The organism is Streptomyces sp. NPDC005963, from assembly GCF_040638655.1.
Lineage (GTDB): Bacteria > Actinomycetota > Actinomycetes > Streptomycetales > Streptomycetaceae > Streptomyces.
This window is the reverse complement of record NZ_JBEXVD010000022.1, coordinates 88959-102421: the sequence shown is the minus strand read 5'-3', so window position 1 is coordinate 102421 and position 13463 is coordinate 88959. Positions and strand designations below refer to the sequence as shown.

Here is a 13463-nt window from a genome sequence, read left to right as displayed (position 1 = left end):
GCTGATCGCAGCGGGCCGAACGCCCGCCGTCATATACATCCGGCACACGCCGATTTAGTGAAGGGATCGCCCATCATGGCGAAGCTCACCCAGGACGACCTGCTTGCCCAGTTCGAGGAGATGACCCTCCTTGAGCTCGCCGGCTTCGTGAAGGCGTTCGAGGAGAAGTTCGACGTCACCGCCGCTGCCCCGGTCGCCGTTGCCGCCGCCGGTGGCGCTGCTGCCGCCGCCGAGGCCGTCGAGGAGCAGGACGAGTTCGACGTCATCCTCACCGGTGCCGGCGAGAAGAAGATCCAGGTCATCAAGGTCGTGCGTGAGCTGACCTCCCTGGGTCTGAAGGAGGCCAAGGACCTCGTGGACGGCGCCCCGAAGCCCGTCCTGGAGAAGGTCGCCAAGGAGGCCGCTGAGAAGGCCGCCGAGTCCCTCAAGGGCGCCGGCGCCTCCGTCGAGGTCAAGTGACCCCGCATCACCTCAGCGTCACCCAGTGACTCTGTGAGTTCCGTGTCACAGTGCGGTCAGTTCCACTGATACGTCCCGCGACACGCCGTACCTCCCGGTCCTTCCAGGACCCGGGAGGGGCACGAGGAGCTCAGCCAAGGGCGATCACCCAACCGGGTGGTCGCCCTTCGGCGTACCGCGGGGGCTGCGTTGCACTTCTGGCGCCGCCGAGTATGGTGATCTTCACCGTGCGCCTCAGGCCCAGGTCAGCCCCTGGTCAGTGACGATCCCAGCAGCCAGCCGGGGGGAGGGGGCCTTGACGAACCGCACGCAGCGCGCAATTCTCAGGACGCGCCGCCACAACGATCCGTATCCGAGGCATGGATCGGCGGCCGAGTGGGCAGTATCGATGTGCGCCGTACGGCGCGAAGTAGCGCGGAGTTGAGAACAACGAGGGTCCTGAATATCCGGACTGGACATCAGTGTGCCAAGTGGCTACACTGACCCTTTGCGCTGCCTGTTAACTGCCCCCTGCCCGTCACCAGGGGCATCCCCTCGCATGAGCACTACGGATTGATCCATCCCTGACCTGGGACTTCCATCTCTGTGCCTCGCTTGGGACCGGTACGCGCGTAGTGAGTCCGAGCCCTCGGAAGGACCCCCTCTTGGCCGCCTCGCGCAACGCCTCGACCGCGAATACGAACAACGGCGCCAGCACTGCCCCGCTGCGCATCTCCTTTGCAAAGATCAAGGAGCCTCTTGAGGTTCCGAACCTTCTCGCGCTCCAGACCGAGAGTTTTGACTGGCTGCTCGGCAATGCCGCCTGGAAGGCTCGGGTCGAGGCGGCTCTTGAGAGTGGACAGGACGTCCCCACCAAGTCCGGTCTGGAGGAGATCTTCGAGGAGATCTCTCCGATCGAGGACTTCAGTGGGTCGATGTCGCTGACCTTCCGGGACCACCGCTTCGAGCCTCCCAAGAACTCGATCGACGAGTGCAAGGAGCGCGACTTCACGTTCGCCGCGCCGCTCTTCGTCACCGCCGAGTTCACCAACAACGAGACCGGCGAGATCAAGTCCCAGACGGTCTTCATGGGCGACTTCCCGCTCATGACCAACAAGGGCACCTTCGTCATCAACGGCACCGAGCGTGTCGTGGTGTCCCAGCTGGTGCGCTCGCCGGGTGTCTACTTCGACTCCTCCATCGACAAGACGTCCGACAAGGACATCTTCACCGCCAAGATCATCCCGTCCCGGGGTGCCTGGCTGGAGATGGAGATCGACAAGCGCGACATGGTCGGTGTCCGCATCGACCGCAAGCGCAAGCAGTCCGTGACCGTCCTCCTCAAGGCCCTCGGTTGGACGACCGAGCAGATCCTCCAGGAGTTCGGCGAGTACGAGTCGATGCGCGCCACCCTGGAGAAGGACCACACGCAGGGCCAGGACGACGCGCTGCTCGACATCTACCGCAAGCTCCGTCCGGGCGAGCCGCCCACCCGTGAGGCCGCCCAGACGCTCCTGGAGAACCTCTACTTCAACCCGAAGCGCTACGACCTGGCCAAGGTCGGCCGTTACAAGGTCAACAAGAAGCTCGGGGCCGACGAGCCGCTGGATGCCGGCGTGCTCACCACCGACGACGTCATCGCGACCATCAAGTACCTGGTCAAGCTGCACGCCGGTGAGACCGAGACGGTCGGCGAGTCCGGCACACAGATCGTCGTCGAGACCGACGACATCGACCACTTCGGCAACCGCCGTCTGCGCAACGTCGGCGAGCTGATCCAGAACCAGGTCCGTACGGGTCTGGCGCGTATGGAGCGCGTCGTGCGTGAGCGCATGACGACCCAGGACGTCGAAGCGATCACCCCGCAGACGCTGATCAACATCCGGCCCGTCGTCGCCTCCATCAAGGAGTTCTTCGGCACCAGCCAGCTGTCGCAGTTCATGGACCAGAACAACCCGCTGTCGGGTCTCACCCACAAGCGCCGTCTGTCGGCGCTTGGCCCGGGTGGTCTCTCGCGTGAGCGGGCCGGCTTCGAGGTCCGTGACGTGCACCCCTCGCACTACGGCCGCATGTGTCCGATCGAGACGCCTGAAGGCCCGAACATCGGTCTGATCGGCTCGCTCGCGTCCTACGGCCGGGTCAATGCGTTCGGTTTCGTCGAGACCCCGTACCGCAAGGTCGTCGACGGCCAGGTCACCGACGAGGTCGACTACCTGACCGCCGACGAAGAGGACCGCTTCGTCATCGCCCAGGCGAACGCGACCATCTCCGACGAGATGCGCTTCACCGAGGCGCGCGTGCTGGTCCGCCGCCGTGGTGGCGAGGTCGACTACGTCCCGCCGGCCGAGGTCGACTACATGGACGTCTCGCCGCGCCAGATGGTGTCGGTCGCGACCGCCATGATCCCCTTCCTGGAGCACGACGACGCCAACCGTGCCCTCATGGGCGCGAACATGATGCGTCAGGCCGTTCCGCTGATCACGGCCGAGTCGCCGCTGGTCGGAACCGGCATGGAGTACCGCTGCGCGGTCGACGCCGGTGACGTCATCAAGGCGGAGAAGGACGGTGTGGTCCAGGAGGTCTCCGCGGACTACATCACCGTCGCCAACGACGACGGCACCTACACCACCTACCGGGTGGCCAAGTTCTCCCGCTCCAACCAGGGCACTTCTGTCAACCAGAAGGTCATCGTCTCCGAGGGCGACCGGGTCATCGAGGCCCAGGTCCTCGCCGACGGCCCGGCGACCGAGCAGGGCGAGATGGCGCTCGGCAAGAACCTCCTCGTGGCGTTCATGCCGTGGGAAGGCCACAACTACGAGGACGCGATCATCCTGTCGCAGCGCCTCGTCCAGGACGACGTCCTCTCCTCGATCCACATCGAGGAGCACGAGGTCGACGCCCGTGACACCAAGCTGGGCCCCGAGGAGATCACCCGGGACATCCCGAACGTCTCCGAAGAGGTCCTCGCCGACCTCGACGAGCGCGGCATCATCCGCATCGGTGCCGAGGTCGTCGCGGGAGACATCCTGGTCGGCAAGGTCACGCCCAAGGGCGAGACCGAGCTGACCCCGGAGGAGCGCCTGCTGCGCGCGATCTTCGGCGAGAAGGCCCGTGAGGTCCGTGACACCTCGCTGAAGGTGCCCCACGGCGAGATCGGCAAGGTCATCGGCGTACGCGTCTTCGACCGCGAGGAGGGCGACGAGCTTCCTCCGGGCGTGAACCAGCTGGTCCGCGTCTACGTGGCCCAGAAGCGCAAGATCACCGATGGTGACAAGCTCGCCGGCCGTCACGGCAACAAGGGCGTCATCTCCAAGATCCTGCCGATCGAGGACATGCCGTTCCTGGAGGACGGCACCCCGGTCGACATCATCCTCAACCCCCTCGGTGTCCCGTCCCGAATGAACCCGGGACAGGTCCTCGAAATCCACCTCGGCTGGCTCGCCAGCCAGGGCTGGAAGGTCGAGGGCAACGAGGAGTGGATGGAGCGGCTGAAGGCGATCGGCGCCGACGACGTCGCCGCCGGCACCAATGTCGCGACTCCGGTCTTCGACGGCGCCCGGGAAGACGAGATCTCCGGTCTCTTCGAGTCCACGATCCCCAACCGCGACGGCGACCGCATGGTCCTCCCGTCCGGCAAGGCGAGGCTGTTCGACGGCCGCTCCGGCGAGCCGTTCCCGGACCCGATCTCCATCGGGTACATGTACATCCTCAAGCTCCACCACCTGGTCGACGACAAGCTCCACGCCCGTTCGACCGGCCCGTACTCCATGATCACTCAGCAGCCGCTGGGTGGTAAGGCCCAGTTCGGTGGCCAGCGGTTCGGAGAGATGGAGGTGTGGGCGCTGGAGGCTTATGGCGCCGCGTACGCCCTCCAGGAGCTGCTGACCATCAAGTCCGACGACGTCACCGGTCGCGTGAAGGTCTACGAGGCCATCGTCAAGGGCGAGAACATCCCCGAGCCCGGCATCCCTGAGTCCTTCAAGGTGCTCATCAAGGAGATGCAGTCCCTGTGCCTCAACGTGGAGGTGCTGTCCTCGGACGGCATGTCCATCGAGATGCGCGACACCGACGAGGACGTCTTCCGCGCTGCGGAAGAGCTCGGCATCGACCTGTCACGGCGCGAGCCCAGCAGCGTCGAAGAGGTCTGACGGGTCCGGCCGGGACCTTCTCGTAAGAGAGGTCCCGGCCGCCTCCCCCTAGGACTCTGCCGTGGGGGGAATTCCCACGGACCCGTACAGACCACCTTGAGACACAACCCTGAGAGGGATTGACGCATAGTGCTCGACGTCAACTTCTTCGACGAGCTTCGGATCGGCCTGGCCACCGCTGACGACATCCGCCAGTGGTCGCACGGCGAGGTCAAGAAGCCCGAGACGATCAACTACCGCACGCTCAAGCCCGAGAAGGACGGACTCTTCTGCGAGAAGATCTTCGGTCCGACCCGGGACTGGGAGTGCTACTGCGGTAAGTACAAGCGTGTCCGCTTCAAGGGCATCATCTGTGAGCGCTGTGGCGTCGAAGTCACGCGCGCCAAGGTGCGCCGCGAGCGGATGGGCCACATTGAGCTCGCCGCACCCGTAACCCACATCTGGTACTTCAAGGGCGTTCCCTCACGCCTGGGCTACCTGCTGGACCTCGCGCCGAAGGACCTGGAAAAGGTCATCTACTTCGCCGCGTACATGATCACGTTCGTGGACGAGGAGCGTCGCACCCGCGATCTGCCCTCGTTGGAGGCTCACGTCTCCGTCGAGCGCCAGCAGGTCGAGAACCGTCGCGACGCCGACCTCGAAGCCCGCGCCAAGAAGCTTGAGACCGACCTGGCCGAGCTTGAGGCCGAGGGCGCCAAGGCCGACGTGCGCCGCAAGGTGCGCGAAGGCGCCGAGCGTGAGATGAAGCAGCTCCGCGACCGCGCCCAGCGCGAGATCGACCGCCTCGACGAGGTGTGGAACCGCTTCAAGAACCTCAAGGTCCAGGACCTGGAGGGCGACGAGCTGCTCTACCGCGAGCTGCGCGACCGCTTCGGGACCTACTTCGACGGTTCGATGGGTGCCGCCGCGCTGCAGAAGCGCCTGGAGTCCTTCGACCTCGACGAGGAGGCCGAGCGCCTCCGCGAGATCATCCGCACCGGCAAGGGCCAGAAGAAGACCCGTGCGCTCAAGCGCCTCAAGGTCGTCTCCGCGTTCCTCCAGACCAGCAACAGCCCCAAGGGCATGGTGCTGGACTGCGTCCCGGTCATCCCGCCGGACCTGCGTCCGATGGTGCAGCTGGACGGTGGCCGCTTCGCGACCTCCGACCTGAACGACCTGTACCGCCGGGTGATCAACCGGAACAACCGTCTGAAGCGTCTGCTCGACCTCGGTGCCCCCGAGATCATCGTGAACAACGAGAAGCGGATGCTCCAGGAGGCCGTTGACGCGCTGTTCGACAATGGCCGTCGTGGTCGCCCGGTCACCGGTCCCGGTAACCGTCCGCTGAAGTCCCTGAGCGACATGCTCAAGGGCAAGCAGGGTCGATTCCGTCAGAACCTGCTCGGCAAGCGAGTCGACTACTCGGCGCGTTCCGTGATCGTCGTCGGCCCGCAGCTGAAGCTGCACCAGTGTGGTCTGCCCAAGGCCATGGCGCTGGAGCTCTTCAAGCCGTTCGTGATGAAGCGCCTGGTGGACCTGAACCACGCGCAGAACATCAAGTCGGCCAAGCGCATGGTCGAGCGCGGTCGCACCGTGGTGTACGACGTCCTCGAAGAGGTCATCGCCGAGCACCCGGTGCTGCTGAACCGTGCGCCCACGCTGCACCGCCTCGGCATCCAGGCCTTCGAGCCGCAGCTGGTCGAGGGCAAGGCCATCCAGATCCACCCGCTCGTCTGCACCGCGTTCAACGCGGACTTCGACGGTGACCAGATGGCCGTCCACCTGCCGCTCTCCGCGGAGGCGCAGGCCGAGGCCCGCATCCTGATGCTGTCCTCCAACAACATCCTCAAGCCGGCCGACGGCCGTCCGGTCACCATGCCCACCCAGGACATGGTGCTCGGCCTCTTCTTCCTCACCACGGACGAAGAGGAGCGCGAGGTCAAGGGCGAGGGCCGGTTCTTCGGCTCCACCGCAGAGGCGATCATGGCGTTCGACGCCCGTGAGCTGTCCCTGCAGGCGAAGGTCGACATCCGCTTCCCGGTGGGCACCATCCCGCCGCGCGGCTGGACCCCGCCGGCCCGTGAAGAGGGCGAGCCCGACTGGCAGCAGGGAGACAGCTTCCGGCTGCGGACGACCCTCGGTCGTGCGCTGTTCAACGAGCTGCTGCCCGAGGACTACCCCTTCGTCGACTACTCGGTCGGCAAGAAGCAGCTCTCGGAGATCGTCAACGACCTCGCCGAGCGCTACCCCAAGGTCATCGTGGCGGCGACGCTCGACAACCTGAAGGCGGCCGGCTTCTTCTGGGCGACCCGTTCCGGTGTCACCGTCGCCATCTCCGATGTCGTCGTGCCCGAGGCGAAGAAGGAAATCGTCGCCTCGTACGAGGCCCAGGACGAGAAGGTCCAGAAGCAGTACGAGCGCGGTCTGATCACCAAGGAAGAGCGCACCAACGAGCTCATCAAGATCTGGACCCTGGCGACCAACGAGGTCGCCGAGGCGATGAACGCGAACTTCCCGAAGACCAACCCCATCTTCATGATGGTCAACTCGGGTGCTCGTGGAAACATGATGCAGATGCGTCAGATCGCCGGTATGCGTGGTCTGGTGTCGAACGCCAAGAACGAGACGATTCCCCGTCCCATCAAGGCGTCCTTCCGCGAGGGCCTGTCCGTGCTGGAGTACTTCATCTCCACCCACGGTGCCCGTAAGGGTCTGGCCGACACCGCCCTGCGTACCGCCGACTCGGGTTACCTCACCCGTCGTCTGGTGGACGTCTCGCAGGACGTCATCATCCGCGAAGAGGACTGCGGCACCGACCGCGGCCTCAAGCTGCGGATCGCCACCAAGGACCTCGAGGGCCGGCTGCGCAAGACCGACGACGTCGAGACGTCGGTGTACGCGCGGATGCTCGCCGAGGACGTCGTCGTCGACGGCAAGGTCATCGCGCCTGCCAACGTCGACCTCGGTGATGTCCTGATCGACGCCCTCGTCGCCGCTGGCGTCGAGGAGGTCAAGACCCGGTCGGTCCTGACCTGTGAGTCTGCCGTCGGCACCTGTGCGTACTGCTACGGCCGTTCGCTCGCCACCGGCAAGCTGGTCGACATCGGTGAGGCGGTCGGCATCATCGCCGCCCAGTCCATCGGTGAGCCCGGTACCCAGCTGACGATGCGTACCTTCCACACCGGTGGTGTGGCAGGTGACGACATCACCCAGGGTCTGCCGCGTGTCGTCGAGCTCTTCGAAGCCCGTACGCCCAAGGGTGTCGCCCCGATCTCGGAGGCGGCCGGCCGCATCCGCATCGAGGAGACCGAGAAGACCAAGAAGATCGTCGTCACCCCGGACGACGGCAGCGACGAGACGGCGTTCCCGATCTCGAAGCGTGCCAAGGTCCTGGTGCGCGAGGGCGACCACGTCGAGGTGGGCCAGGCACTGACCTTCGGTGCCACCAACCCGCACGACGTGCTGCGCATCCTCGGCCAGCGGGCCGTTCAGGTCCACCTGGTCGGCGAGGTGCAGAAGGTCTACAACTCGCAGGGCGTGTCGATCCACGACAAGCACATCGAGATCATCATCCGGCAGATGCTGCGCCGCGTGACGATCATCGAGTCCGGCGATGCCGAGCTGCTGCCCGGCGAGCTGGTCGAGCGTTCGAAGTTCGAGACGGAGAACCGTCGTGTGGTCACCGAGGGCGGTCACCCCGCTTCCGGTCGCCCGCAGCTGATGGGTATCACCAAGGCTTCGCTCGCCACCGAGTCGTGGCTGTCCGCGGCGTCCTTCCAGGAGACGACCAGGGTCCTGACCGATGCGGCGATCAACGCCAAGTCGGACTCCCTGATCGGCCTCAAGGAGAACGTCATCATCGGTAAGCTCATCCCGGCCGGTACGGGCCTCGCCCGCTACCGCAACATCCGGGTGGAGCCCACCGAGGAGGCCAAGGCCGCGATGTACTCGGCCGTCGGCTACGACGACATCGACTACTCGCCGTTCGGCTCCGGCTCCGGCCAGGCCGTGCCGCTGGAGGACTACGACTACGGTCCGTACAACCAGTAAGCGATAGCGAGAACAGCGAAAGGGCGGTCACCCCGTATCGGGGTGACCGCCCTTTCGGCGTATCGGACGGGGCCGGGGGAGTCAGCGCCCGGCCAGCTCCCAGACGGCGAGCATCAGTCCGACACTGGCGGTGAGCGCGGCGATACTGGCCAGCGGCCAGCGGGCGCGCTCCAGCGCGTCGATGCGGGACTCCATGTCCGCGAGGTGTTTGTCGGTCTGGTCGCTCCGCTGCACCAGCAGCGCGAGCGAGCCGTCGACCCGGGCGAACCCGGCCTCCAGCGTGCCGTGCAGCCGTTCCAGCTCCACGGCGACGATGACGGGGGCGCTCTTCGGCTCAGACTCGGCCATCGGCGGCTCCTGTGGACGGTTCGCTGCGGAGCCAGGACGGCAGCAGCCGCTGTACGGAGTGCAGGGCCATCACCCTGGTCACAGCGGCGGCGACGGCCAGGGCTCCGGCCACCCAGGGCAGGGCGGCCGGCAGCCCTGAGGCGTCCACGATCGCGGGGAGCGCGACGGCGATGCCGATGGCGCTCTGGAGGACGGTGCGCGCCGTGCGCTTGGCGGCTTCGGACACTTCTCCGGTCTCCTCTGCTCGGCGGGGATTGGCGGGCTTCTATGAGTTTCGGTGGGTTTTGGTGATGGTGCCGGTGGCGTCAGTGGTCCCGGGTGCTCCCGGCGCCTCCCGGTGGTCCCTCAGCGCTTCTCGGGGTACGGGACCCTCAGGGCGGTCCAGGAGGCGTGGCCCGGCAGCCCGTCCGCGTCGGCGCCCCGGAAGCCCAGCTTCCGCTGCCATTTCGCGTAGGAGCGCCGGTCGGCCTCGCTCCAGCGCGGGCCGGGGCCCGAGGTGTAGGCGGAGCACCCCTCGGCGACCAGCCGCCGCCCCATCGCGGTGATCACGGGGGAGCTGGTCCGGGCGGTGAAGAAGCCCGCCCCGGGGAAGGGCTGGAGACGGGGCTTCCCCGGTTTCCCCGGCTCCGGTACGCCTGGCTCCGGGCTCTCCTGCGCGGGAGGTCTCTCCTGGGTGGGGGGCTTCTCCTGCGCGGGCGGCCCGCCGAGCCGCCCGGCTATCCGCCGGCGCAGCTCCGGCATGGTGAATCCGCGCGGGTCGACCTTCCGGTCGGACCACTCCCGGTGCCCGATGACGCTCCTGGCGCCCCAGCCGTGGGCCCGGCAGAGCGCGGCCGACGCCCGCTCGACTGCATCGAGCTGGGCGTCGGGCCAGGGGTCGGCGCCGTCGCCCAGGTTGACGCACTCGAAGCCGTAGAAGCGGGCGTTGCCGTCGACGGCTCCCGCGCTGCCCTGGTGTTCCGCCGGGGCGGGCGGCCGGTCGCCGTACTTCTCGGCGATCACCGCCGCGAGGACAGCGGGGTCGCCCCCGCCGGCGTGGTTGGCGCGTCCGGCGCCGACGAGATGGACGGTGCCGTCCTTGGCGATCACCCCGTGGCAGAGCGGCCCGGGCAGCGCGGCGTACCCGTCGTAGCAGAGCCGTACGGAGGAGCCGGTGCCCCGGGTGACGGTGTGGTGGATCATCACCCCGTTCACGGGACCCCAGGCGCCGGCGTGGTTGCGGTGGTGGGTGCGCCAGCCGCCGTGCTCGACGACGGTCACACCCTCGGCCCGGAGCGCGGCGAGCAGCCGGGCGGGGGTGAGGGGGGTGGCCATGGAGGTCGTCCTTCCGTCAGACGGGCGGGGGCGGGGCGGCATGGTGCTCGTCGGGAGGCTGGGCCGAGGGTGCGGAAGGCGGGCCCGGAGGGGGGATGTTCGGTTCGGGGGCCGGCGGGAGCAGCAGCTCGCCGCCGGGGGAGACGATCACATCGTTGGACACGCGGGGGCTCCTTCTCGGGTACGGGAGGTCAGGACTGGCGGCCCTCGGCGTACAGCACGCCCACCGCGCCCCCACCGGTCCCGGTCACCACCCGGCCCTCGACCTGGAGGTTGCTCCAGGTGTAGGGGGCCTGGCCGTGCGGGCCGGAGACCTCCTGTGAGTGGCTGCCCCCGCTCACCCCGACACTGTCGCCGATCTCCACGGCCGTGCCGTTCGCGGTGAGGTAGCGGACTCTCGCCTCGACAGTGGTGTTCGCGTCGGCCTGGATCCACACACCGACCGCGATCCTCGGGTGCTGGAGGTACATGCCCCCCTGGAGCACCCGGGTCCAGGTGGTCGAGGTGATCCTGATCGGGGACGGGTAGAGGGGGATGGGGATGTAGGGGCGGGCGAGGCCGCCCGACCGGGTGTCGTCGGCGAGGACGATGCTGTCGAAGCGGTCCCGGATGTTCACGGCCTGGGTGGGCTTCCCCGAGACGGTCAGAGCCTCCGAGCCGTCCGTGCGGAGGACGCGTACGCCCTGTTCCCTGGGGTTCTCCCCGGCGGCCCCGATGGCGCCGATGTGCAGCAGGACGCTTTTGTCGGGCTTGGTCACCAGCAGACTGCCGCCGCCGCTGATGGTGACGTCCCCGTTGGTGATCTCGTTGAGCGCGGGGCGGGCGGCGACGGCGGTGGAGAGCCGTTGCACCTTGCGCTGGAGCTCCTGGATCAGATCGATGAGGTCCTCGGGCAGAGCGGTCATCAGCCGGCCTCCAGAAACAGTTCGGCGGTCTCCGGGCGTCCGCGCTGTGGTGGGGCGACCTTGATCCCGATGATCCGGAAGCGGGCGTCGAGCCCGTCCGGGTGCCATTCGTCGGTGATCCGCAGCCGCACGGTGCGGCCCAGGAGCATCGGGGGCACCAGGTCGCGGTCGTCGAGCCGGATGGTCACCTCGGGGATGACCACGGCCCCCCTGGCCTCGGCGAGCTGTGCCGCGGCCAGGGAGTCCAGCGCCTTCACGGAGGTGACGGACGAGTGGTCCGACGAGAGGTCCACGCGCGGGTACCCGTTGTCGATCAGGTCCTGGGCGACGTGCTCCCGGGACAGCGCGGGCCGGCTCTCCTGGCTCTGGTCGCTGTTGGCGGCGGCGCCCCGGGCCCGGGCGGTGCTGCCGCCCCGGGTCGCGTCCCGGGGGAAGGCGTAGCGCAGCACCGCCCCCGGCCGGTCCAGCACGAGATCGGTGGAGCCGTTGCGCAGCTTGGGGTGGCCGAGCCGCAGCAGCTTCACCCGGTCGCCGGTGATCGGGTCGCGGTGGACGGAGATGTGGTGCTCGAAGCCGTTCTCCGCCTCGGCGAGCTGCTTGACCGCCTCGTCCAGCGGGGTCTCGTCGCCGTCCCGCCATGTCATGTCGCGCGGCACACCCGACAGTTCGGTGCCGAAGCTGACACCGATGTTCCCGCCCTGGCGGGACTGGATGTGCTGCCAGAGCCTCCGGGCGATCTCCAGCTGGTCCTGCTGGACATAGGTGAGATCGGCCCGGATACGGCGCCGGGCGGCGTAGGAGTCGAAGGTCGCGGCCTGGACGGCGAGCGAGAGTCCGCCCTTCTCGTCGGCGCTGAGGGTGGTGGTCCATACGATGCCGCCCCACCACAGATCGCCGTCGCGCTCCAGGTAGACGGCGGTCCTGCCCTCCTCGATCTGCCGGACCCGGTCGGCGAGTTCGGGGTTGGGCACGGGCAGGGTTCCGGAGAGGGAGCCGGGGCGGCCGATGTAGTCGTCGATCGTCACATCCCGCAGGGGGAGGATGTCGATGGGGCGGTCGGTGCGCAGATCGCAGAAGAGCGCGCGGTAGGGGCCGGTCGCGGTCATGCGGCGAAGGCCGACCAGTAGACCGGCATGTTCGACCACGACCACGTCCCGCTCGGGTTGTAGACGTAGAGCTGGAAGCCGGTGGCCGTGACGGTGTGGGCGCGGCTGCTCCACATCTCGGCTGCCGCGTGCCCCGAATTGATGTTGGTGTAGACCCTCGGAGCGGTGGGGAAGGGAGTGCCGAAGGTGATGGTCATCGCATGCGCGCGGACGCCGGCGAAGTTGAAGTAGGCGGTTCCGCTCTCGCCGTAGTGCGCCTTGTGGGTGCGGACCACCAGGTCACCATTGACTCTCAGGGCGCCGGGTGCGGTGCGGGACAGCTGGACATCGGTGGGCGTCGAGCCTCCCGCACCCCACTGGATGGCGCCGTCCCCCTTGACCAGAAGCCGGGAAGCCGTGTCGCCCACCGCGCTCCGTACCGAGATGGCATCCTCGTTCGCCGGCCGGTAGGCGCGCACGATGGCGTTGGTCGCGGCGGCCGTCCCGCCGTCCCGGTAGACGCGGACATCCCCGAGCTGGAGCTGCCCACTGGTGCCGAGCCGCAGGATCGGCTCCCAGGCGGTGCCGTTCCACCGCTCCAGTACGCCGTCGTTGTCCCGGTACTGCCCGTTGTGGCTGCCGCTGAAGGCGACACCCGAGCCGGGCGGCACGATGCCGCCGAGCGCGGCGGTGTAGCGGCGCCGGTCCAGGACCCCCGTGACCCAGTCCAGTCCGACGCTCTCCTTCCCCACCACGACGTCATACAGCTTCTGGCTGTTGGGAGGGACGGTGGGGGCCGTGGGGGTGCCGGCCGGGGAGCCCTGGACGACGAGGACCTCGCCGCCGAAGACGGTCACCGTGCTGTCGTGGGACGGGTCGGCGACCCTGACGACCACGGAGTCGATCCTGCTGTAGGTCGCGTGTCCCGCGCCGAAGGTCAGCGACACCGGGGCGTCGATGGTGACGGAGTATCCGCCCTGCGCCGCTCCGTTCGTGCCCTGCACCCACAGCCGGCCCGCCGACAGCGTCGCCTGGAGGGCCGAGCCGGGGACCGGGGCCAGGTCGAGGCCGCCCGGCAGGCAGCCGCCGGTGGTGGCGAGGGCGCCCGCCGGTGCCATGGCGGTGGAGGCGGCCAGCCGGTGGTCCTCGGGGGTCATTCCGCTGGTGAGTCGTCCTACACGTACGGTCATGGTCTT

Annotated in this window: 10 protein-coding genes; 3 read left to right on the top strand and 7 right to left on the bottom strand. The window is 68.1% G+C overall.

Going from position 1 to position 13463, the window contains the following annotated elements; all coding sequences use genetic code 11:
* Positions 1-75: 75 nt before the first annotated feature.
* From rplL to ABZ348_RS25525, 3 genes are all read left to right on the top strand, one after another.
* Positions 76-459: a 50S ribosomal protein L7/L12 gene (gene rplL / locus ABZ348_RS25535; RefSeq protein ID WP_358936779.1), complete on the top strand. Its 384-nt coding sequence runs from the start codon at positions 76-78 to the stop codon at positions 457-459.
* Positions 460-1103: 644 nt separating this feature from the next.
* On the top strand, positions 1104-4586 hold the full coding sequence (gene rpoB, locus ABZ348_RS25530; RefSeq protein ID WP_358936777.1) for a DNA-directed RNA polymerase subunit beta: 3483 nt from the start codon (positions 1104-1106) through the stop codon (positions 4584-4586).
* A 129-nt stretch (positions 4587-4715) separates the two neighbouring features.
* Positions 4716-8615: a DNA-directed RNA polymerase subunit beta' gene (locus tag ABZ348_RS25525; RefSeq protein WP_358936775.1), complete on the top strand. Its 3900-nt coding sequence runs from the start codon at positions 4716-4718 to the stop codon at positions 8613-8615.
* 81 nt (positions 8616-8696) lie between these two features.
* Here ABZ348_RS25525 and ABZ348_RS25520 read toward each other — a convergent pair whose 3' ends face one another.
* From ABZ348_RS25520 to ABZ348_RS25490, 7 genes are all read right to left on the bottom strand, one after another.
* Positions 8697-8963: a hypothetical protein gene (locus ABZ348_RS25520; RefSeq protein WP_358936774.1), complete on the bottom strand. Its 267-nt coding sequence runs from the start codon at positions 8961-8963 to the stop codon at positions 8697-8699.
* Positions 8950-9189: a hypothetical protein gene (locus tag ABZ348_RS25515; protein WP_358936772.1), complete on the bottom strand. Its 240-nt coding sequence runs from the start codon at positions 9187-9189 to the stop codon at positions 8950-8952. Before ABZ348_RS25515 ends, ABZ348_RS25520 begins: the two co-directional genes overlap by 14 nt.
* A 119-nt stretch (positions 9190-9308) precedes the next feature.
* Positions 9309-10277: a peptidoglycan-binding protein gene (locus tag ABZ348_RS25510; RefSeq protein WP_358936770.1), complete on the bottom strand. Its 969-nt coding sequence runs from the start codon at positions 10275-10277 to the stop codon at positions 9309-9311.
* Between the two features lie 16 nt (positions 10278-10293).
* Positions 10294-10440: a hypothetical protein gene (locus tag ABZ348_RS25505; protein ID WP_358936768.1), complete on the bottom strand. Its 147-nt coding sequence runs from the start codon at positions 10438-10440 to the stop codon at positions 10294-10296.
* Between the two features lie 28 nt (positions 10441-10468).
* Positions 10469-11182, bottom strand: a complete 714-nt coding sequence (locus ABZ348_RS25500; protein ID WP_358936766.1) for a hypothetical protein — start codon at positions 11180-11182, stop codon at positions 10469-10471.
* Positions 11182-12288: a hypothetical protein gene (locus tag ABZ348_RS25495; RefSeq protein ID WP_358936765.1), complete on the bottom strand. Its 1107-nt coding sequence runs from the start codon at positions 12286-12288 to the stop codon at positions 11182-11184. Before ABZ348_RS25495 ends, ABZ348_RS25500 begins: the two co-directional genes overlap by 1 nt.
* Positions 12285-13457 (bottom strand): H-type lectin domain-containing protein, encoded by a 1173-nt coding sequence (locus ABZ348_RS25490; RefSeq protein WP_358936763.1) that lies wholly within the window; start codon positions 13455-13457, stop codon positions 12285-12287. Before ABZ348_RS25490 ends, ABZ348_RS25495 begins: the two co-directional genes overlap by 4 nt.
* Positions 13458-13463 lie beyond the last annotated feature (6 nt).